This is a genomic window from Streptomyces sp. NPDC002958 (assembly GCF_055563255.1).
This window is the reverse complement of the sequence record NZ_JBVHDS010000003.1, coordinates 22,385-42,620: the sequence shown is the minus strand read 5'-3', so window position 1 is coordinate 42,620 and position 20,236 is coordinate 22,385. Positions and strand designations below refer to the sequence as shown.

General features: G+C 68.0%; 16 protein-coding genes, 1 tRNA gene and 2 pseudogenes. 10 read left to right on the top strand and 9 right to left on the bottom strand.

The window, feature by feature from the left end; translation table 11 throughout:
* Window positions 1–27 precede the first annotated feature (27 nt).
* A complete protein-coding gene (locus tag ACZ3IC_RS06540) occupies window positions 28–1,560 on the top strand; it encodes an ATP-binding SpoIIE family protein phosphatase (RefSeq protein ID WP_467414008.1) in 1,533 nt (510 codons plus the stop codon).
* A gap of 78 nt (window positions 1,561–1,638) precedes the next feature.
* The gene (locus ACZ3IC_RS06535) at window positions 1,639–2,985 is read left to right on the top strand and encodes a competence protein CoiA family protein (RefSeq protein ID WP_467413252.1); all 1,347 of its coding nucleotides are present in this window, start codon (window positions 1,639–1,641) and stop codon (window positions 2,983–2,985) included.
* A gap of 187 nt (window positions 2,986–3,172) precedes the next feature.
* On the opposite strand, the gene ACZ3IC_RS06530 is transcribed toward ACZ3IC_RS06535, so the two are convergent.
* The 4 genes from ACZ3IC_RS06530 to ACZ3IC_RS06515 form a co-directional block, all read right to left on the bottom strand.
* A complete protein-coding gene (locus tag ACZ3IC_RS06530) occupies window positions 3,173–3,448 on the bottom strand; it encodes a hypothetical protein (protein WP_467413250.1) in 276 nt (91 codons plus the stop codon).
* A 355-nt stretch (window positions 3,449–3,803) separates the two neighbouring features.
* A complete protein-coding gene (locus ACZ3IC_RS06525; RefSeq protein WP_467413248.1) occupies window positions 3,804–4,934 on the bottom strand; it encodes a catalase family protein in 1,131 nt (376 codons plus the stop codon).
* Between the two features lie 55 nt (window positions 4,935–4,989).
* A complete protein-coding gene (locus ACZ3IC_RS06520) occupies window positions 4,990–6,342 on the bottom strand; it encodes a Dyp-type peroxidase (RefSeq protein ID WP_467413246.1) in 1,353 nt (450 codons plus the stop codon).
* A 116-nt stretch (window positions 6,343–6,458) separates the two neighbouring features.
* Window positions 6,459–7,049, bottom strand: coding sequence for a hypothetical protein (locus ACZ3IC_RS06515; protein WP_467413243.1), 591 nt, complete (start codon window positions 7,047–7,049; stop codon window positions 6,459–6,461).
* Window positions 7,050–7,542: 493 nt separating this feature from the next.
* On the opposite strand from ACZ3IC_RS06515, the gene ACZ3IC_RS06510 reads away from it, so the two are divergent.
* The gene (locus tag ACZ3IC_RS06510) at window positions 7,543–8,184 is read left to right on the top strand and encodes a hypothetical protein (protein WP_467413241.1); all 642 of its coding nucleotides are present in this window, start codon (window positions 7,543–7,545) and stop codon (window positions 8,182–8,184) included.
* A 502-nt stretch (window positions 8,185–8,686) separates the two neighbouring features.
* On the opposite strand, the gene ACZ3IC_RS06505 is transcribed toward ACZ3IC_RS06510, so the two are convergent.
* Window positions 8,687–9,301, bottom strand: coding sequence for a DUF6461 domain-containing protein (locus tag ACZ3IC_RS06505; RefSeq protein ID WP_467413240.1), 615 nt, complete (start codon window positions 9,299–9,301; stop codon window positions 8,687–8,689).
* Window positions 9,302–9,378: 77 nt separating this feature from the next.
* Here ACZ3IC_RS06505 and ACZ3IC_RS06500 point away from each other — a divergent pair.
* Window positions 9,379–9,594: pseudogene (locus ACZ3IC_RS06500) on the top strand (site-specific integrase); the annotation flags it as partial.
* Between the two features lie 99 nt (window positions 9,595–9,693).
* Here the strand turns inward: ACZ3IC_RS06500 and ACZ3IC_RS06495 are convergent.
* Window positions 9,694–9,768: transfer RNA gene (locus tag ACZ3IC_RS06495), tRNA-Val, on the bottom strand.
* 245 nt (window positions 9,769–10,013) lie between these two features.
* Between ACZ3IC_RS06495 and ACZ3IC_RS06490 the strand changes: the two are divergent.
* From ACZ3IC_RS06490 to ACZ3IC_RS06465, 6 genes and pseudogenes are all read left to right on the top strand, one after another.
* Window positions 10,014–10,777 (top strand): annotated as a pseudogene (locus ACZ3IC_RS06490) (DUF4097 family beta strand repeat-containing protein).
* Between the two features lie 71 nt (window positions 10,778–10,848).
* The gene (locus ACZ3IC_RS06485; protein WP_467413237.1) at window positions 10,849–12,234 is read left to right on the top strand and encodes a hypothetical protein; all 1,386 of its coding nucleotides are present in this window, start codon (window positions 10,849–10,851) and stop codon (window positions 12,232–12,234) included.
* A gap of 97 nt (window positions 12,235–12,331) precedes the next feature.
* Complete coding sequence (locus ACZ3IC_RS06480) at window positions 12,332–12,925, top strand: DUF4383 domain-containing protein (RefSeq protein ID WP_467413236.1); 594 nt, start codon at window positions 12,332–12,334, stop codon at window positions 12,923–12,925.
* Window positions 12,926–13,181: 256 nt separating this feature from the next.
* Window positions 13,182–14,822 (top strand): M6 family metalloprotease domain-containing protein, encoded by a 1,641-nt coding sequence (locus ACZ3IC_RS06475; protein ID WP_467413235.1) that lies wholly within the window; start codon window positions 13,182–13,184, stop codon window positions 14,820–14,822.
* A gap of 9 nt (window positions 14,823–14,831) precedes the next feature.
* Window positions 14,832–15,140, top strand: a complete 309-nt coding sequence (locus ACZ3IC_RS06470; RefSeq protein WP_467413232.1) for a hypothetical protein — start codon at window positions 14,832–14,834, stop codon at window positions 15,138–15,140.
* Between the two features lie 395 nt (window positions 15,141–15,535).
* Window positions 15,536–15,766 carry an FmdB family zinc ribbon protein gene (locus tag ACZ3IC_RS06465; protein WP_467413231.1) on the top strand — a complete coding sequence of 77 codons (231 nt, stop codon included), beginning with the start codon at window positions 15,536–15,538 and terminating at the stop codon, window positions 15,764–15,766.
* A 35-nt stretch (window positions 15,767–15,801) separates the two neighbouring features.
* Here the strand turns inward: ACZ3IC_RS06465 and ACZ3IC_RS06460 are convergent, their stop codons facing one another.
* From ACZ3IC_RS06460 to ACZ3IC_RS06450, 3 genes are all read right to left on the bottom strand, one after another.
* On the bottom strand, window positions 15,802–16,461 hold the full coding sequence (locus ACZ3IC_RS06460) for an O-methyltransferase (protein WP_467413229.1): 660 nt from the start codon (window positions 16,459–16,461) through the stop codon (window positions 15,802–15,804).
* A 53-nt stretch (window positions 16,462–16,514) separates the two neighbouring features.
* Window positions 16,515–17,330, bottom strand: a complete 816-nt coding sequence (locus ACZ3IC_RS06455) for an HAD family hydrolase (protein WP_467414005.1) — start codon at window positions 17,328–17,330, stop codon at window positions 16,515–16,517.
* Between the two features lie 125 nt (window positions 17,331–17,455).
* Complete coding sequence (locus tag ACZ3IC_RS06450; protein ID WP_467413227.1) at window positions 17,456–20,122, bottom strand: phosphoribosyltransferase; 2,667 nt, start codon at window positions 20,120–20,122, stop codon at window positions 17,456–17,458.
* Window positions 20,123–20,236: the final 114 nt, after the last annotated feature.

Genomic DNA, 20,236 nt, shown 5'->3' with positions numbered 1-20,236 from the left:
GCCGACGTCGCTGCCCGGCGCGTGCAGATGTTGGAGGCGTATCTGCTGGACGTTGGCCAACAGCCGCTGGTCAGCGATGCTGGAGACCTGCCCGCGATCCCCGCTGACGCCATCGCTCACGAAGTACCAGGTGAGGACAGTGCTCTTGACCAAATCGACGAGATCCTGACGCGGACCGACGATGCCCTGGACCGTGAACAGGAGGCTGTGCGAGACGCCGCAGACGAACTGGGTGTCGCCTCAGAGCACCACGATTCCTTCGAAGCACGGGTCATCCCCGGAAGCGTGGTTCCCCATCCTAGAGCGCCCGCAGGAGACCCTGACCCCGAGTTGTTACGAACAACCCTGAACAACTCTCACGGGCCGGACGGAGACGCTGGAGGGCTTGAGTCCCCTTCAGACGAGATCGTCGCTGTGCTGCGCGAGCAGCTCGCTCTCGCCGAGAAGGACCGACACAAGACGGCCGTTAGTCTCCAGCAGTCCCTGCTCCCGCAGGAACTGGAACAGCCCGACGACCTACGGATCGCCGCCACCTACAAGCCTGGAGACATCGACGCTGGGGTCGGCGGCGACTGGTACGACGTCGTCACCCTAGGCGCCGGCCGCACGGCCTTTGTCATCGGAGACGTGATGGGCCGCGGGGTGCGCGCCGCTGCGGCTATGGGCCAGCTGCGTGCTGCTGTTCGAGCCTATGCCCGACTGGATCTGCCTCCGCATGAGGTGCTCCAGCTCCTCGACGGTCTCGCCGCCGAAATCGCAGCTAGCCAGATAGCCACCTGTGTGTACGCCGTCCACGAGCCGAACGAAGGACAGCTCGTCTTCGCCTCTGCCGGCCATCTGCCGATTCTTGTACGGGACGCGGACGGCACCGTCCGCCGCGCCGCGGATCCTACGGGGCCCCCTCTCGGCACCGGTGGCTGGGTGCATGCCTCCGGCTTCATCAGCCTGCCCCCCGGCTCCACCGCCGTCCTCTACACCGACGGCTTGGTCGAACGCCGTGGCAAGGACATTGACGAAACAGTGACCGTACTGGAGCGCACACTCGCTGGCATCCAGGGCACCCCTGCCGACATCTGCGCCGCGCTCCTCCGCACCCTGGATGTCGACGTATGCCTCGAAGACGACATCGCCGTGATGGCGCTCCAGCATCCCACCCGCACCGGCCCGGATGCCGAACTCTTCGGCAATGCGACGCTGGAACTCGTCGACGGCATCGAGGCAGCTCCGCGCGCCAGGGCATTTACGCGGCACACGCTCGCCTCCTGGCGCCTCGCAGCTGAGGCGTGCGACCTAGGCGTTCTGGCCGCGAGTGAGTTGGTGACGAACGCTCTCCAACATGGCATCCCACCCGTGGGTCTCCGCCTGCGTCGTACCGACCGTCGGCTGATCATCGAGGTGGCGGATGGGGACGATCATCTGCCGCGTCGACGGCAAGCTGGACCAGCCGACGAGGCCGGTCGTGGCATCTCGGTCATTGCCGCGATTGCCTCGTCTTGGGGGTCCCGTCGCAGCCCAGGCGGAGGCAAGGCTGTTTGGTGCGAGCTGCCGTTGGGGTTCTAGGACGCGCCACGATTGCGGGCGCAGCTCCTCCAGGTTTCGCGGATAAGACCATCCGCGCTTCGTCGAGGTTCAGGGGCCGTGCTCGAACTACCGTTCTTAGTACTGGCGTTGGTTCTCTCATGCGCTCTGTTGAGTGTCAGTGGTCGTTCCTATGGTGGAGGAATGGCTAATGGGGTGTGGCACACCGGACATGGCATAGAGATCAATCTGTCCCTACCCGACCTCGGTCACCCGGACCGTCCCGATCTGCTCCAAGAGATCATCGCCAGCGTTTCCGAGCGCGACCCGCAGATGCTCGAATGCCTCGCGCACCACGAACAGCGCGCGTGCCTATCGGAGTCGGGCGGCAAGTCGCCTTGGATGTTCATCCGTCGAGGGCGCGTGGGCGGTCGGCGACCGCTCGTTGCCTCGCACCTGCCGATTACGCACAAGGCGACGCCGGCGGAGAGCGCCCAGCACAAGGCCACCAAGGAGCGGATCGTTGAGACTGCCGGGCGGTACGGTCTGAACGCCGAAGCCGAGGTTCCCGTGGCCAACCGTCGGAGTGTCTCGGACGCCGTCGTCACTGGTCCCGGCGGTCTCAGGATCGGCTGGGAGATCCAATACCACCACCTCAGCCCCAGTAGCGTGCAGCGGCGCTCGGTCAATGCCGTGGAGCACGGCATCACCCCGCTCTGGGTGGCGAAAGACCGGACGGCTTCCTTGATCGACCGGGCTCCCTGGGCGCGCGTCGACGACATGCCGTGGAAGGACATCGCCGACGGCAAGGAGATGGTGATCCGTGGCGGGTACCGGCACCTCGAAGTCTGGAAGTGCGTACCGAGCAGCGAGCGCCATTGCCTCCTCAGCGAGGGCGCCGGTCATTGTGGCGCGATTCATGCGGACTGGTTCGTGCCAGCGCTGTGCCTCCCGGAGAAGAAGCCGGTCTGCATCGAGGACTTGGTTCTGCAGAGCGCAACGGGGGAGAGCGTCCCGGTCTACTTGCCCAGTCGGGGCAGTGGGCGCGCTGGGCGGCACATGTGGGTGTCGGCGGCCGACCGTGCGTTATGGGAGGAGATCGTCGACGAGAAGACGCCCCAGCCTGCGGAGCCGGTCGAAGAAGATGACGACGTGATCACCTTCGCCGAGCAGGAGATCGACCGCAGCTGCCGGGCAGGCGAAGACAGCTGGTTCGTCAGTGACGCCCGGCCTCTTCGCGATCTCGACCAACCGACCGGCGGCTTCACCCTCCCCCGCCTGCCAGCCCAACGTTCCGCCGAACCTACGCGGATCACCACCGTGGAACGTGCCGCCGCCTCCGCTGCGCTGGGATGCCCGCCCTGGGAGCTCGGGCTGTGCGTCGGCTGCGACCAGATGATGCGGCGCTACGGACGGAACGCCGCCATGTACTGCAACGTGTGCAGGGCCACCCTCAACGGGCGGTAAGCGGGAACTGCAACCAAAACTGCAACCACCAACGTCGAAGGGCCCCGCAGCAAGCTGCGGGGCCCTTCGACGTATTGCCCGGTGAGAGCAATGAAAACTCCGGGGTCAAGGCCCGTCACAGACATCGGGCGGTCGCCTCCGGCATTCCTGGCCGGGCGGGGCTGTTCGCGGCATGCCCAGACCGAGGCTACTCCGGGAATACACAGACCCAGACGTGATCAGTGTGGAAGCAGAAGCCGTCGGAACGCATGGTTGGTTCCGAGAAGGAGACGACGATCTTTGTCGACAACTCCACGTGATCACTGTTGCCATCACCGCTACGCAGTTTGCTGGAAGCGTCGCGGAGAATCGAAGAGAGCATGGCGCGACCGAAGTAATCAGGGGTGCTGATCTCATCGAGAACCTGGCCGACTGCCTGCTGCCTCTTGCCTGTTGCCTGCTTGGTCTGGTTGGTCGTGGGCATAGCGGGTCAACCCTCCTGTGGGGGACGGAACGCTGGATTTCCAGCGTGTCGTACCAACTCCGGCCGCGCATCCGGGGCAAAGACGAAGCACCGTCGAACGAGTGAAAGTGGCCATCGTTCTCGAGGTCAACGGTGGCGAGGCGGGAGCGCCTGATGCCGCTTATGACGATGGCTTTGCTGCACTCCGGTTATCGCAGATCCAACGACAGAGAAGCCTCCGGACCGGGTCCAGGGCTTCTCTGCCTGCACCCGGCCAGGCCCGTGAACATCCCCGGCTGTGTCTGCGGGCGGCCGAGGCGACCCGGGACCTGCTGGGCCGGTCAGGCGGTCGTTGCGGGATGTTGATCAGTCGACCTCACTGTGCCGGGCCAAGTACTTCGTCGGCGCTTCGCGGCTCTGTGCGCGGCTGTCGGTTGAGCTTGTGGCGCTCGATGGAGGATCGCCGGTAGACCTCCTTGCGGGCCCGCATGATGTTGCCCAGCGGCGCGTGCTCGGCGGTGACCCGCCAGGGCGTGAAGGACAGCGCGTCCATCTTCTCCAGATTCTCCGGCTCGGAGATGTCCTGCTGCGGCAGCCGCAGCTTGGCCACGGTGACGGACGGCGACAGCTGCTCGGGCCACTCCACCGTGGTGTCCTCCACCGGCATGCGCTCCAGGTCGGTGCAGAGCTGGACCTGAATATCGAAGGCGTAGGGCCGCTCCTGCAGCTCGGCTTGCAGGGCCGGTCGGAAGACCTCTGCCCCCGAGGTCGGGTCGATGGTGCGCCGGACCACCGCGGCGGCGAATGACGGGTCGGGGGTGATGCGCACCTTGGCGATGTAGTCCCCGTGCCGGACCGCGCCCATCGTCCAGTAACTCGACAGCAGCAGGTTTGCCGGAGGGGTCTTTGACAGGCGCAGGAAGGCCAGGAACTCGTCCCACGCCCAGTTGTCCTGGTCCAGCCTTCCCTTTCCGGTCAAGAAATCGGTGAAGAAACGATGTGCACCGGGTCGGCCCTGGGAGAAGTAGGCCGGCGCGTTCAGGAACAATTCCTGGATGAACAAATAGTGCTCGACTGTGTTGCAGAAGAAGATCGGTCCGTTGATGTTGGCATAGTCGAATGTTCCCGTGTCCGGTTCGTCTTCCAGCAGGGTCGGGCCGGGGATGTCGAACATCTTCAGCGCCAGTCCGGTGGCGGCGCCCAGTCGCGCGTCGGCTCCGGCGTGAGGCGAGCCGTTGGAAAAGCGGATGAGCGCATCGTGGGTTCCCGGAGTCGCGTAGATTCCTTGGGCGTACTCGGGGGGAAGCCCGTCCAGGATCTCCACTTCGCCTCGGACCAGCCCGTAGCCCTTGGCATGGGCGTCGCGAAGGGCCCGCCCGGTGCCGCCGGCCTTGACCGACTCGTCGATGTAGCTCTCGGTCTTCTCGATCACCGTCTGCACGTTGCGGTCGAAGTCCGGGTCGTCGTCTTCGACGTCAGGCGTGTAGCGGACGAACTGTGTTGCCATGACTTCGTCCTCTTTTCGGAGAGCGTGATCGGACCTCAGGGAGTGGGAATCGCCGTCAGTCCTCCAGTTCGGCGAGCCAGCGCAGGGCACGCAGCCCCGGCAGGAAGCAGTACTCGCCGCCGCGGGTGACCACGAAGCTGGGCAGGTTCTGCAAGCGACGCCGGACCGGCTTCTCCGGGATGGTGACGCTGCCGGTTCCGCCGTGATGCCCGGCCACCGGGTCCTTCTCGCCGGGATAGCCGATGAAGTTGCCGTCGTTGACCCATTCGGCCTTGATGAACTCAAACTGCCGTTCCAGGTGGGCCCCGATGAATACTCCGACCAGGCCGCGGTCGGCGCCGTCGTCCTCCAGCACGCCCTCGGGCAGCGGCGGGCCGTAGGTGGTGCCGCGGCGGATGAGCCTGTGCATCCGCGCGTCACCGATGATGGTGGCATCGCGGGGGTTGGTGCGCCGGATGTGCGCACCGGCGGGGCACCGGAACCCGCGGTCGTCGTTCTCCCGGTACAGGAAGTTGTTGACGCGGTGCGGATCGGCCGCCAGCTCCGGATCATCGTGCTCCGGCGTCAGCGTCAGCGGCGCTCCGCTCGGCCAGCGCCCGACCATCTTCGCCGCCAGGAGTGCCTCCTCCTCGGCGCTGGAGCTGTTCGCGCGCAAGTATCGGCGCCAGGCCGCCACGTTGGTGTGGATCTTGCGAACGGCCACGTAGGTCCCGTTGCGTCCCAGCACATCGGGGCTGGGCATGGGCGGCAGGCTGCCGGTTTCGTCGGGGTAGCCGAGGATGAACTCGCCCGCCTTGATGGGGTCTTCCCGCGGGTTGGAGCCGGGCAGCCCGACGCCCTCGATGTTCGGATGGCTGATGCCGTCGCGGAAGCCGAAGGTGGTCCGCCCGGTCGGGAGCTGGTGGACGTCCTGCTGCCAGATCACCTGGACACCGGGTGTTTCCTCGTAGGCGACACGGGCCCGCTCCAGCTCCTTGTCCAGCTGGGCCGTATCGGAGGAGAGGGCGCTCAACGCGATGTGGACATCGCCCGTTCCGAACGGTGCCTCCCAGTGGGCCGGCGCACTCTCACCCACGTCGCCGATCAGCTCCGCCCGAGCGCCCATGCCCTCACGAAACGCCCGCGGAAAGCTGTCCAGCGACTCCTGGGGCACCCCCAGTGCCCTCAGCCCCTGAAAGGTGAACGCCACAGCGACCCAGGCATCGTGGCTCCGGTCCGCGCCCGGCAGACCACCCGAGGTCACCGGGAGCAGCTGCCGCAGCAGGGCGCGCCCGGCATGGCGGTCATCGACGCGCAGGAAGACGAACTTTCCCTCGTACGGCACGGGCCTCGGGCGCAGGGCCCCGCTCTGGACGTCGTCGAACTCGACGCTCACGCCGACCGCGCTGCTGCTGTCCGCTGTATTCACGGTCGCTCGTGCCTCCGCATCGGTCTCCGCCTGGACAGCCTGCAATGGCCGACCCTCACCAGCCGAAGCGGTCCACCGATGGTGGGTGGGCTCCGAAGGCCGACTGTGTCCGGGTTCTAGGCCGAGGCCTCCTCCATCAGCTTCTGGAAGGCAGGCGTGGCCACCAACTCCGCGTTGGCCGGGTTCTCCACCGCCGCCCGGAACTCGGGGGTGTCCAGCACCTCCTGGAACGCGTTGTCCACGCGCTGGTCCTTGTAGATCTGCTGAACGGTCAGGTCGGGATAGGCGCTGACGAAGACCCCCGCAGGTGCCTGGTGGGCGACGAACCAGTCCTTCGCCCCTGGATCGGTGACGCCGGGGAACCCTTCGCTGTGCGAGAAGACCTTGTCGAAGCGGGACCCGACTACCGTCTGGGCGAAGTCGTCGATGTAGGTGTCCCAGGAGCCGTCGAAGACGCTGGCGAACATGAACCGGGTGTCATTGTCGAAGATCACGTGCCGCGCGTCATGCAGTGTGCCGATCTGACGCACCGCCGCATGGACCCTCTCGTCATCTGTCGCGTCGGCGAGCGTGGCGAGATCCTCACGCAGTGCATCCGCATGGCCCGGCTTGATCTCGGTGAAGACGGTGAACTCGCTGCAGACCCCATCTGACCTGCCCGGGCGCTCGGGATGAGCTGACTGGGTTGCACCTGTCGTCGCAGTCATCGTGAGATTCTCCTGCCATGGATCGGTGCAAGGGCCGTCAAGCGCCCGAACATGAGGCGCCATCCCCTCACACATCAATCCTCACTACGGATGCTCTGCCTCGCATCTCGGGCCCTGGGCATTGTGGTCACCTGAGGTGCTCAAGCGGCGACCCGACTGACCGTGACTGACCGCACCCGTTGATGTCAGAAGTGGATGCCAAAGGCCCCCAACGTGATCGGTTGGGGGCCTTCGCACTGGTGGGCGCGGACGGTTTCGAACCGCCGACATGTGCTTTGTAAGCCTGGCGCCGACCACAGGACGGTCTCCACGATTGACCGTGACTGACCGCTCGATCTGGCACGGATCTGGCACGCGCCGCGCGCCGAGCAGGGACTCAACCACGTGCGGTCCATTCGTCGTTCTGCTCGGCCAGCACGACGCCGACCAGGCGGATCACGGCCGCGTGGTAATCGGAATGCGGCGTGGGCGGGATATACCGCAAACTCCACAGGTGATCGTTTTGCAGCCTGTCCTGGAGATCTACTCCCCGGATGACTTCGCCCTCTGGCCGGTCGTCGAGTCCGCGCCGTACGGCTTCCTGCCGCTCAGCGGCGCGCTCGACGCTGCCGAGGTGGGCACAGCGGTGATGCGCATCGCCGACTGTAACGACATCGACCCCGCGGACGACGACCGCCCGCCGCGGCCCACCGACCCGCTCGGGGGCTTCCTGCACGGACTGCTGACCATGGACGACCTCTTCGCGTCTGGCGGCCTGCGGATCACTGACACCGCAACCGGCGCCACCCTGCTACCGGGCTGCTGCAACGGGCTGGAGGAGCGCCGCGACTGGCTCGAGGTCCTCGATGGCGACGGCTGGGCCTCCTTCGGCCACGACCCCTCCCCGCTCGCCAAACGCCTCGGCGAGATCGTCCGACTGACCGTCGACGCCGAACAGGACGACAGCCCGGTGATCGAACTAACCGTCATCGAGCTGCGCCGCCTACTCGCCGACGCAGAGCGCGACCTGATCGACTTCCTCCAACTGGCCGCCACCTGGACCGCGCAACTCTTGCCCGACCACGCCATCCACGTCACCGCCGCCCTCGCCCGCGCCTTGGACCTACCTCTACCGCTCGTACCGCCGAAGTCTTAGGGGTCTGTCGCTCCTGGTCACGCGGCCTGTAGACCTGCCACGGTTGTTGGTAGTTGGTGTGGTTGCTGTACTTCTCTGCTGTACTGCTGGCCCTGGGGGCTGACCGATATGCGGTGGTGGGACGGTGAGCGTGGGCAGTCTCGGCGTGCTGGGAGTCGTCGGTACGGCAGCCGATGGAGTCGAGACGCTGCGCACCGGACTGGTGTCGCGATCATGTCCCAGGTGAGGCCGAGGGCACGTAAACGACCTAGTCGAGGCAACGGGCGGTGCACCCCGTTGGTCGGGGGCACCGCCCGCGAAGGCTGTGAACTTGGAGCTGCGGCCTCATCCTTATCAGGTCGGTCCGAGAGCCCTGTTTCGCCATGGGATGCAGTCGTTACATGCGGACCGCGGCAGTGAAGCAGTCGCAGGAGAACGCGCCGATTCGCCACCGTTGGTGTCAGCTATTGATGTCACCCGCAGTCCAGCAGGTGCCGCCTGCGGTTCGCCGCTGTGTCGGCAGTCACAGGAGCCAGGCCGCCTTTGGGTCACTGAAGAGCGTGTCAGGTGGGGCAAGGCGCACGGTGCGGAGTGATGTGTCCAGCCAGGCGGGATCGACGGGTACGCCCATTGTGCGTTGCATCAGCGCAAAGGATTCAGCGCACAGAGTATCCATGCAAAACGTGACGTCTTGCGCCCAGGCGGGGACCTCCAGCTGACGGTCCGCCCAAGTCGCATCCTCCAGGCCAAAGGGATCGAACATAGCGTCCACTCGGCCGTCGAGTGCATGCATGACCTGGTAACGGGCGTTGATGCTGCTGTGCACGCTGAAGAACTCGCCGCCGTCCGCTGAGGCTCGCCTGGCAATCTCCGGAATGCTGCCGTGGTAACCCGACTCGATGGCGATGACGTGCTTCTCGACGGCGACTACGCGCAGTAGTTCATAGTCCTGATAGAGGTGACATGCCTGTTCTTCGGCAGCTTCAGCAAATGTCATCAGCCGAGACGCTGCCGCATCACCGCCGAAAATGCGGATCACCTCATCCTCGGTCTTCCCCGAGATCACGGAGAAGGTGTAGGTATCCGGCTCGTCTGCATCAGCCCACGCGTACTGGGCAACGAGGTCATCCCACACCACAGTGTCTCTCCCTGATCAAGGTTGATCGCGTCCACCCGCGGCGCTGCACTCTACCCAGCGGGTGGTGGAGCAACTTCCACTTCCACGATCTGCGCCATACCGGGAACACCCTCGCCGCGACCGGCGGTGCGACCACTCGGGAGCTGATGCAGCGGATGGGCCACTCCTCGGTGCGTGCCGCGCTGATCTATCAGCACCTGGTGAACGGCCGTGACCACGCGATCGCCGCCCACGTCGACGAGCAGATCAGGAAGGTCCGGCCGGCAGAGCCCGGCGACGCATCTGGCACGTAACTGGCACGACGCCTCTCCCCGCCTCCGCGGCTGAGGAACGAACAAGGTCCAGGCTCCCGGTTCAGTACCGGTGACCTGGGCCTTTGTCGTACTACCTACTGGTGGGCGCGGACGGTTTCGAACCGCCGACATCTGCTTTGTAAGAGCAGCGCTCTACCCCTGAGCTACGCACCCGTGGATGAGGCAACAGCGTACATGGACTACGGCCCACGGTCACAAACGGTGCCGTGTACGGCAGGGAACGGGGCACGGGCAGCAGGGACCGTGGCGCGGTCCGGGATGACGTCCGGATGGCGTCCGGGGGATATCCCCACCCCTCATACGGTAGCCGTCCGGATTCTGCCGGGTGGGGCGGCGTACCTACGGTGAAGCCCTACCGTCGGGAACCACCCGCCGTACGACCTGGGGGAAAGATCATCGTGGCACTCCGTACCCGTACTCTCATCGCGTCCGGTGGGGCCCTGCTCATCGGTCTTGTCCTCACCGGCTGCGGCAGTACGGATCCCGGCGACGCGCCCGCCGAGCACAAGTCGTTCGCGTTGAGCGGGAAGACGCTGACCATCCACTCCGGCCAGACGTCTCTGGAGCTCGTACCGGCCGATGTGCCCAAGGTCGAGGTGACCCGTCGTGTCGACGGTTGGGTGGTTCTCGGGAACGGGCCCGATCCCGAGTGGGGGAGCGGGACGACACGCTCACGCTCCAGGTGAAGTGCCGGGCGGTGATCAGCGACTGTGCCGCGCGGCATCAGGTGAAGGTGCCGCGCGGGGTGGCGGTGATCGTCGAGGGGGACAACGGGAAGGTCGTCGCGTCCGGTTTCGATACGCCCCTTACGCTCCGCGCCGACGACGGCAAGGTGACCGTACGGGACTCCAGCGGGCCGCTCGAGCTGGAGAGCAACAACGGTGGCATCATCGCCGAAGAAGTCTCGGGCAAGTCTGTGTCGGCGCGGGCCGACAACGGCGGCGTGCGGCTGGGGTTCGCCTCCGCGCCGGATCTTGTGGAGGCCGAGAGCGACAACGGAGAAATCGCCATCGATCTGCCGGGGGGCTCCGTGAAGTACGCGGTGAGCGCCACCGCGCGCAACGGAAGCACCTCGGTGGACGCGCCACGCAGCGACGACAGCCCCCATGTGGTGAAGGCCCACAGTGACAACGGCCAAGTCACGGTCCGAAGCGTGAACTAACGGGCCCGTGTGTTCGTCCCTACCTGGTGGGAGAATGTACCGGGCAGGGCGAAACGGCACGGGAGAGGGATGTGACGGCGACACACGCGCGGCCGCAGGCGAGAGCGGGTGGGATTTCCGCCGTCAGGCATGTCAGTGATGTCAGGGATGTCCTCGTACTGTTGCTGCTGCCGGTGCCGCTGCTCGCCGCCGCGTTGCCGGCCGCGTTCGCCGGGGGTGGTACGAGGCGCTGGTTCGGAGGGCGCGGGGAAAGTCAGCGCGCCGATGCGCAGGCCGCGAAGGACGCCGCCGCTGCCGCTTTCTACGAGCTGGACACGGCCCAGCGCGATCTGCGGATCTCGATCGAGACGATCACCGCGGTGGACAGCTCGCCCGGTGCGCGCAAGGCCGTGGATGACTTCGCCGCTCTCGGACGACGGATCGATGAGGCCAGTCATGCGTACATCACCGCGGTCGATACGCACGACCTGGACCGGGACGATCTGGAGCCGGCCGTCGCGGCCCGTGCCAGGGCCGAGCTGACCACGGCCAAGGACGAGCTGGTACGGGTCAAGGGCGAGCTGGACCGGTTCGCGCAGGGCCTCGGACCGCTCCTGGACACGGCAGAGACGCAGCTTGCCCGGCTCGCGCCCGCCGTGGAAGGGGCCCGGCAGGCGCTGCTCGGTGCGAGCAATGCTCTCGATGCGGTGCGGGCGTCCGGGCTGCGGGCGGACGATCTCGCCGCACGGCTGGCTGCCCTCGCTCCCGAGCTGACCAAGCTCAACCAGGGCGCCGGCCGGCACGGCGTTGCGGAGACCTTGCAGCGTGCCGATCGGGTGCTGCGCGATGCCGAGGCCGTACGGGCCGAGGCGGCCCAGCTGCCCGAGCGGGCTGCCGAGATCGACCGCCGGCTGGTGTCGCTGCGTACGCGTGCCCAGGCTCTGACGACCCGGGCGGGCTCGGTGGAGCCGGTGCTGAGCGAGCTGCGGCGGCGTTTCTCGGCCGCGTGCTGGCAGGATCTCCAGCCAGTGCCGGAGCAGGCGGCGATCAATGTGCGACAGGCCGAGGAGAAGCTGAAGGAAGCCGCCGAGGCGCGGGACGAGCAGCGGTGGGCCGATGCGACCTCCCGGCTGAGCACGGTGCGCGCCCTGCTGAACGCCACGGACGACGCGGTGTCCGCGGCCGGCGACCGGCTGCACCGGCTGGACGATGTGGCCAAGGACCCGCAGCAGGAGATCCAGCGGACCCGGTTCGCCATCCGGGACGCCCAGCGCCTGGCCATGGCCGGGCGCAACACGCCCGAACCGCGCCATGCCCGTCCGCTGGACGATGCCGTGGCCCGCCTGGAGCGCGCCGCCGCCGGGCTGGAGGAGCGCCACCCCGATTACTGGCACTTTCTGACCGAGACCGGGGCGGTACGGCAGACGGTTGCGCGGGTGGTCTCGGAGATCCGTGAGGAGCGCGGGGCGGGCGCCTGAACCGTTTGGGCGGAACCTGCCTCGGCCCCTCCGGCCTTCTGATGTGCGGCGGCAAGACCACGGGCGGATCCTGGTAGTACGCCCGAAGGAGACCGACATGGCCACCCATGGAGTGCACACCACCGGACGGCAGACGTCGCGCCGCCACCGTACGGCCATCCAGCTCGACAAGCACCTGCCGGTCGATCACCGGCTCAGCCGCGTCTACCGGGTCGGGGCGGGGCTGATGGGGCTGATGCTGCTCGCCTTCGGAATCCTGGGGCTGATCGACAAGATCGGCTTCTTCAACACCGGCGGAGCCACCGTCGCGGGCCTCAACACCAACGGTGCCCTCAGCGTCCTGTCCATCTGCGTCGGGTTGCTGCTGTTCATCGGGATGGTGATCGGCGGCAACTTCGCCTCGACGCTCAACATGATTCTGGGCATCGCCTTCATCCTCAGCGGCTTCGTCAATCTCGCGCTGCTCGACAGTGACTACAACTTCCTTGCCTTCCACATGCAGAACGTGCTGTTCAGCTTCGTGGTCGGTCTGATGCTGATGGTCTTCGGGATGTACGGGCGGGTCAGCGGCGGCCTTCCGCACGACAATCCGTACTGGCGGGCCCGCCACCCCGAGGAGGCCGAGCGGGAAATGCGACTGGGCCGTAAGGCGACGCCGCCGCCGATGCCGGTCGTCCGCCGCCCCAATTAGGGCCTGTTCTCGGTTGTGATCAAAGTCGGGTTTTGGCACAAGTCTCGATTGGGATACTCCGATTTCTTATGCCGTAGTGGGCCACGGGCTCCCCGGCGGTCCTACTTCCGCAGGCGGCACAGATACCACTCACCCGATCGGCGCCGAGCCATCGCCTCTCCCTCCCGCAGGACGAGTGATCGTCTTGCAGGCGTCGTACCCGCATGCGTCACTGGCCGTGGAAACAACCAAACATCCCTTCTTGGAAGGATTCGGCATGGTTGACCTTTCTACTGCGCGGAATTCCGCGGTCGCCGTCCGGTCGGAGTTCTGCGCCATCGCGCCCAGTCCGGAACTGCGCGGCAGGATGCTGCAGGAACTGGAGCGGGTCCGCGGCGAATCGGATGTGGCACGTATGTTCCGGCCCGGTGGTGCCCCGCGCATGCTCGGTTTCGACGACGGCGCCATCATCCCGGCCGACGAATTCCCGCCGGGCACACCGCACGAGGCCATCCGCACCGCGGCCGCCGCGCGCGCCCCGCTGACCGGCGCGATACGCGTCGTCGTTGTCCTGGGGGATTTCACGGACAAGCCGATGACCGCGGACAAGGAGCACTTCGAGAAGCTGTTCTTCTCCCTCGGCGAACTCCCGCACGGCAGTGTCCGGGACTACTACCGCGAAGTGACCCACGGTCTGGTGGACATCGTCGGCGAGGTCATCGGTCCGGTCCGGCTTCCGCAGAAGCTGTCCTGGTACGCCAACAACAACTTCGGCATCGGCCACCCGACAGGGCAGGCGCGTGCGCAGATCATGGCCCGGGACGCCGCCGTCAGCGCCGACCCTCTCATCAACTACGCGCCGTACGACAACGACGGCAACGGCTTCGTCGACGCCTTCGTCGTCCTGCACTCCGGCCCGGGGGGCGAAGCCACCGGCAACCCGGGGGACATCTGGTCGCACAAGTGGGTCCTACCGAGCGCGTACAACGCCGACAGCGCCCGGATCTACGGTTACCTCACGATTCCCGAGGACGCCAAGATCGGGGTCTGTGCCCACGAGTTGGGGCACCTGCTGTTCGGCTTTCCCGACCTGTACGACGTCGACGGATCATCGGAGGGTGTCGGCAACTGGTGCTTGATGGGCGCCGGTTCATGGGGCGGCGGCGGTGACATCCCGACGCATCCGTCGGCATGGTGCAAGATCCAGCAGGGCTGGGCCAAGCCTGTCGACGTCATGAGCAACGGGACGCTGTCCATCCCCGACGTCAAGAACAGCTTCGAGGTGCACCGGCTGTGGACGGATGGCCTGCCGGGAAACGAGTACTTCCTGGTGGAGAACCGCCAACAGACCGGGTACGACCGCTCGTTGCCCGCCCCGGGCATGCTGATCTGGCACGTCGACGACGGCCAGTCGGACAACACCAACGAGGACCACTACATGGTGGGCCTGGTCCAGGCGGACAACCAGCGCGACCTGGAATGGGCGACGAACCGCGGTGACGACGGCGACACCTACCCCGGGAGCACCGGCAACAGCTCGTTCAGCCCATCGAGCAAGCCCAGTTCCCAGTCGTACACCGGAGCTGTGACCGGTGTCTCCGTCACAGACATCTCGGCGCCCGCCGCCACGATGACCGCCACGGTATCGGTCTCGGCAGCGGGTGCCGTGCGCGCGCCCGTCCATGCCGTGGCCGTGCGCGAGACGGAGGATGTACCCGGGCTGGTCAGGACGATCCACGATCTTCAGGAACGGCTCGCCACACTGGAGCAAGCCGTGGCGCCTTGGGCGGGCGCCGAAACGATCCTCGAGCAGATTCTGCGGTCCGAGGCCAGGGGCACGACGGGCGGCCCGCAGCCTCTCACCAAGACGGGTGACGGGCACCGCATGCACCGGCACGAGGGCCTGCCCCGCCGGTGACCGCCGACCATGGTGCAGGCGGTCGACAATCGCACCGATCTGACCGCGCGGCTGGTCAAGACAGAGCCCCATCCGCGGCTGGTGGGTTGGGACCGGGCAGAAGTGGACGTACTCGACGCCGAGCCGGTAGCCGGCTACGCCGACCTGCTGTCCAAGAACGTCGGGCAGCGCCTGCTGCTCGCCGTGCCCAGCCCACTCCTGGCGGACGCGGTGCCGGGGTCCACCATCCACGCCAGGGCCAGACTGGCCGCCTCGGGTGAGGCGATGGCCGAGAAGAGGCCCGCTCCGGGCACCTTCGTCGTCCAACCGCCGGGGTGAGGGCATGCGTCAACGAGGGGCCGGCCCCCTCGCTCCTGTCCTCCCGTAGAGTGCGGCGCTGATGACGCGGGCCCGGGGCTGTCGTGGGCCGAGCTCGAGGCTCTCGCCGTGACCCCGCGGGACCGTCGGCATCGCACCGTGGCGCAGGATATGAAGGTCGTCGATGCTGTCCGCGCCTGCGACCATGCCGGCCATGATGCTGGTGACCTTGGCGTCCGCCCAGGCGCCCGCACTATCCTTCGCTCCGGTCAGCTTTCCCTTCTCCGTAACCAGTTGCGAAAGACCGCACCGTTCGGCCAGCGGCATCGCTGGGGCCAGCCCGGCATGCGCGATCAGGTATCGGGGGCCGGTGCCGTGTCTGTGTCCAGTGGGCCGGTGCCGGATAGCCTGGGGCCATGCCTCGTTACGAGTACCGCTGCCGCTCCTGCGGAGACACGTTCGAACTCAGCCGCCCGATGGCCCAGTCCGCGGACCCGGCCTCCTGCCCCGCCGGGCACGCCGACACCGTGAAGCTTCTTTCCACCGTGGCCGTGGGCGGGTCGTCGGCCAAGTCCGCGCCCACCGCTCCGTCGGCCGGCGGCGCAAGCGGCGGGGGCGGCTGCTGCGGTGGGGGTTGCTGCGGCTGAGAGCGGGCCATCCGGAGCCGGCCTGCGGCTCGCTCCTACCGCTTACGGGACAGCGTCAGCCCGTCCGCCACGGTGAGCAGCACGCTGTCCATCCGCGGATCGGCGGCCACATGGTCGTTGAACTCCTTGATCGCCGCCGCTCCGCCGGTCGCCTGCGGGTCGGTCACCCCACCGTGGAAGAGCACGTTGTCCGTGACGACGAGACCGCCCTGCCGCATACGGGGCACCAGCTCTTCCCAGTACGGAATGTAGTTGCCCTTGTCCGCGTCCAGATAGGCGAGGTCGATGTGCGGCTCGGCCGGCATCGCCCGCAGCGTGTCGAGCGCAGGGGCGATACGGAGCTCGATCCGGTCCGCGACGCCTGCCTTCTCCCACGCCTCCCGGCCGTAGGCGGTCCACTCCTCCGAGATGTCGCAGGCGATCAGCCGTCCGTCGGCGGGCAGTGCCTGTGCCATCGACAGGGCGGAGAAGCCGGTGAACGTACCGACCTCCACGATGTGCCGGGCCCCGGTCAGCCTGACGAGGAAGGCGAGCAGCGGGCCCTGTTCCTCGGCGGACTGCATGCCGGCGTGCTCGGGCAGGCGTGCGTACGTGGTCTCGACGAGCTCGCGCTGCACCGCGTCGAGCGGTGGGTTGTGCGCCAGCATGTACGCGTACAGCTCGTCCGTGATCTTGGTTTCGTTGCCCTTGGCCATCGCATACTCCTCGTCGGTCCCACCAGGATCGGGCGCGCGTCGGTGAGCTGGTGTCAGAACGCCTGCCCCGGGCCCGAGACCTGGAGGAAGTGCCGCAGGATCTCCTCGCCCGCGGCCACACCGTACTCGGCCGTCACGTCGACGTGCGGGGCACTCCAGCCGGTGTCGGCGAGTTCGCCGTGGGCCGGGCGCCAGGCACGGTCGGCGGCGAGGAGCAGGTCGGCGTCGAGGAGACTGTCACCGGCGGCGAGGGTGAGCGTGGCGCCGGTGCGTCGGGCGACCTCGTTCATGGCGGCGCTCTTGGTGAGCGGGCCCGGCACGGCGTAGATCTTGCGGCCCTGGAGGGAGACCGTCCATCCAAGGGTCTCCGCCCACTCCCCCAGCTCCTTGACCCAGCCCTCGGGCAGCAGCGCACGTTCGACGACGAGGTAGGCGAAGAGGTCCTCGGCGACCCGTTCCTTGAGCAGCCAGGCGGGGTCGGCCGCCGCCAGGAGATGGGCACGGACCTCGGCGAGCGAGGCGCATTCGTCGGCGAGCCTGCGGGACACCTGCCTCTGCCAGTCGGGGTCGGACTCACCGTCGACGAGGAGGTGTCCCCCGTTGGCGCAGATCGCGAATCGCGGTGCGGGTCCGGGGAGATGGATGCGCCCGTACTGCTCGCGGGTGCGGGTGGTCGTGGGCACGAAGACCGTGGTGCGGGCGAGTTCGCCGAGCAGTGTCGCGGCCGTCTCGGTCAGGTAGGAGAGCGGCTTGTGGTCGTACACCTCCACGCAGAGCAGCCGGGGGGCCTCGGCGTCCGGCATGGGGAGCTGGAGCGCCGCCGCCGAGTAGATCAGGGTGCGGTCGAGGTCGCTGGCGACCAGTGTCATGGGCGTGCTCGGGTCGGTCCCGATGGCCGGGGTGGTCCGGGCGGTCGGAGTGGTCCGGACGGTCGGAGTGGCCCGGACAGTCGGGGTCGTCCGGACGGTCGGGGTATTCCAGGGGGCCGGGGTGCTCACTTCGACTCCACCGCCTTGCCGTCCGCGCCCGTCGCTCCCCTGGTGTACTTCGGGTGGATCAACCCGACGCAGCTGTATGGGAGTTCGTCGACCTCCTCGACCGGTACGCCTCGCTGTTCGGCCAGCAGACGGATGTGCTCGAGGTCCGCGCCCGCACCGCGCTTGGCGAGGATCTTCCACGGGACGCGACGCAGCAGTACGCGGGTCGTCTCACCGACACCCGGCTTGACCAGGTTCACATCGTGGATGCCGTACTCCTCGCTGATGCGTTCCACCGCGGCCCAGCCCTCCCAGGTGGGTGCGCGGTCGGCCGTGAGCAGCTCCTTGACCTCGGTGTCCACTGCATCGGCGACCTCGTCGAAGTGGGCGGCGACGGTGTCGAGGAAGTGGCCGGACACATCGGCGTCCGCGAGCTCCCGGTAGAACTTCGCGCCGTGGAAGTCGTCGGGGCCGACCAGGTCGGAACGGAGGACGGTCCGCGAAATCAGCCCGGACACAGTGGAGTTGAGGCAGGCGGACGGGATGAGGAAGTCCTCGCGGGTGCCGTAGGTGCGGACGCATCCGCCCGGGTCGGCCAGGACCGCGATCTCCGGGTTGAAGCCGTCGAACTCGGCGAGCGCCGCGGACAGTTCACGGGTGATCGCCCCCTTGCCGGTCCAGCCGTCGACGAAGACGACATCCGCCGGATCGTGGTGGGCAGCCAGCCAACGCAGGGCGTTGGCGTCGATGCCGCGGCCCCGCACGATGGAGACGGCGTAGTGCGGCAGATCGAGCCCGTGCCGGTGCCCGGCCCAGCGGCGCATGAGTACGCCGACGGGGGTGCCGGCCCTGGCAAGCGAGACCAGGACGGGGCGGGGGGAGCGCTCCGCGAGGACCGTCTCGGTGACGGTGCCGACGGCGCGGGCCACGCGGGCGGCCGACAGATCCAGCGCCGCCTTGAACAGGCCCTGGTACTGGGCGGACGGCTGGTACTCGACGGGCAGCGACTCGGCGTAGTGCGCGCCACCGCTCTGTATCGCCTCCTCGCGCTCCTCGGTGGGTGCCTCCAGCTCGGTGTCCGAGAGGTCCTGGAGCAGCCAGCCGACGTCGTCGGTCGCGTAGGAGGAGAAGTCGGGGCCGCGGAGGGGCTCGGGCAGCATGGAGGGTTCCTGCCGTTCGGAGACGTACGAGGGGAGACCCGACGGGGCGCGCGGGGCGGCGTACGACGGGACGTATGAGGGGACGACCGCGAGCAGGATGTGGTCGGCGTGCGCAGCGAGCTGCGCCAACAGGCCGTCGGGTGCGTGGAGTTCGGGGGTATCGGCGGTGGAGTCGACGGCGACGACGACAGCGTCGAAACCGGCGCCCGCGACGTTGTACGCGTACCGGTCACCCGGTCCGTCGGCCGGGTTGTCGTGGGCCGGGAAGACCAGCCGACTGCGTATCGCATAGCCAGGGTCGTCCACGGCCAGGACGGGCGAACGCGTGGTGGTGGAGTAGCGCACCTCGGCGTCGGTGTGGTCCTCCAGGGCCGTCCCCAGGCGCAGGGGGGCGTACATCAGCTCTTCGAAGCCGAGAACCAGTACCCGGCGGGCGTCGCCCAGCGCAGTGGCGATGCGGGCGGCCATGGCCGGGAGGACCGGCTCCAGGACGGCCCGGTGGGCGGGAGTGAAGCCGTGCCGTCCGCCGTCGGGCACACCGGCGGGCCACTGCAAGTCCACCCGGGTGAACGGCCGGTGAGCGGGCTCGACGGCCGCCGCCGTGGTGATGGAGGCAGCCGCCGCCGTGGTGGTGGAGTCGGACGCCTCCGCCGTGGTCGTGGTGGAGTCGGACGCCTCCGCCGTGGTCGTGGTGGAGTCGGACGTCGCCGCCGCGGTGGTGGCGGCCGACTCTGCGGTGGCCGAGCCCGCTGCCTCCTGCGCGGCGACCAGTGCCTGGCCCTTCTCCAGGACACCCTCCGGGAGGGTGACCGTGCCCGCGCTCCTCGCCACCAGGTCGACACGCGCGCCGATCTCCGCGGCGAACTCGGCCAGCCGTCCCCGGTCGCCCACCGACCGCATGTCCACCAGGGCGACGACGACGTACCGGCTCCGCGGGTACCGCCCGTGCAGCGCGCGGATGGTGTTGAGCACGGTGTTGCCCGTGGAGAGCTCGTCGTCCACCAGCACCAGCGGCGCGTCCGCGCCCGTCGGGCCGCACTCGCCCGCCAGAAGGTTCGGATCCTCCGGGAGCAGCAGATGCGAGGTGGCGTGCGAGTGCGACTCCTCGAAGCCGCCCGCCCGCTCCACGCCCTCGACGGGGCGGCGCGTCGAATGGAGGTACGGCGCCACGCCCAGCCCGTCGGCGACCGCGTGGCCAAGACCGGTGGCTGTCTCCGCGTAACCGAGCACGACCGCCCGGCGCGCCTCGGCGTCACCGAGGAGTTCGTGCACCCGCCGGCCGAGCTCGAATCCGACGCCGTACACCACGGAAGGCTTCTGCGGCACATGCTTGCCGAGCACGTTCGACACGAGCAGATGGGCCCGCTTGGGGTTGCGGCGCAGGGCGAGGCCCAGCAGTTCCCTGAGGTCCCTGTCGCCGTCGGGCTTCCCGTCGCCGACGAGCTCGACGCCCAGTCGCTCCGCCACCCAGTTGCCCGACCACTCCACGTTCGCCGTCTCTTTCCTTGCCGCGCGCTCGCTCATCGAGACACGCTCGTTTCGCGAGGCGCACCCAGTCCGTGACGCACGCTCCTCGCGCGAGGCACGCTCACTTCGCTGAACACGCTCACTCCGCTGAGCATGCTCGCTCCGCAGGAC

Excerpts from the sequence above, each read along its gene's own strand:
- ACZ3IC_RS06540 (WP_467414008.1), top strand. The coding sequence starts at position 28 with ATGTTGGAGGCGTATCTGCTGGACGTTGGCCAACAGCCGCTGGTCAGC.
- ACZ3IC_RS06530 (WP_467413250.1), bottom strand. The coding sequence starts at position 3,448 with ATGCCCACGACCAACCAGACCAAGCAGGCAACAGGCAAGAGGCAGCAG.
- ACZ3IC_RS06525 (WP_467413248.1), bottom strand. The coding sequence starts at position 4,934 with ATGGCAACACAGTTCGTCCGCTACACGCCTGACGTCGAAGACGACGAC.
- ACZ3IC_RS06515 (WP_467413243.1), bottom strand. The coding sequence starts at position 7,049 with ATGACTGCGACGACAGGTGCAACCCAGTCAGCTCATCCCGAGCGCCCG.
- ACZ3IC_RS06480 (WP_467413236.1), top strand. The coding sequence starts at position 12,332 with ATGGCCACCCATGGAGTGCACACCACCGGACGGCAGACGTCGCGCCGC.
- ACZ3IC_RS06475 (WP_467413235.1), top strand. The coding sequence starts at position 13,182 with ATGGTTGACCTTTCTACTGCGCGGAATTCCGCGGTCGCCGTCCGGTCG.
- ACZ3IC_RS06470 (WP_467413232.1), top strand. The coding sequence starts at position 14,832 with ATGGTGCAGGCGGTCGACAATCGCACCGATCTGACCGCGCGGCTGGTC.
- ACZ3IC_RS06465 (WP_467413231.1), top strand. The coding sequence starts at position 15,536 with ATGCCTCGTTACGAGTACCGCTGCCGCTCCTGCGGAGACACGTTCGAA.
- ACZ3IC_RS06460 (WP_467413229.1), bottom strand. The coding sequence starts at position 16,461 with ATGGCCAAGGGCAACGAAACCAAGATCACGGACGAGCTGTACGCGTAC.
- ACZ3IC_RS06455 (WP_467414005.1), bottom strand. The coding sequence starts at position 17,330 with ATGACACTGGTCGCCAGCGACCTCGACCGCACCCTGATCTACTCGGCG.
- ACZ3IC_RS06450 (WP_467413227.1), bottom strand. The coding sequence starts at position 20,122 with ATGAGCGAGCGCGCGGCAAGGAAAGAGACGGCGAACGTGGAGTGGTCG.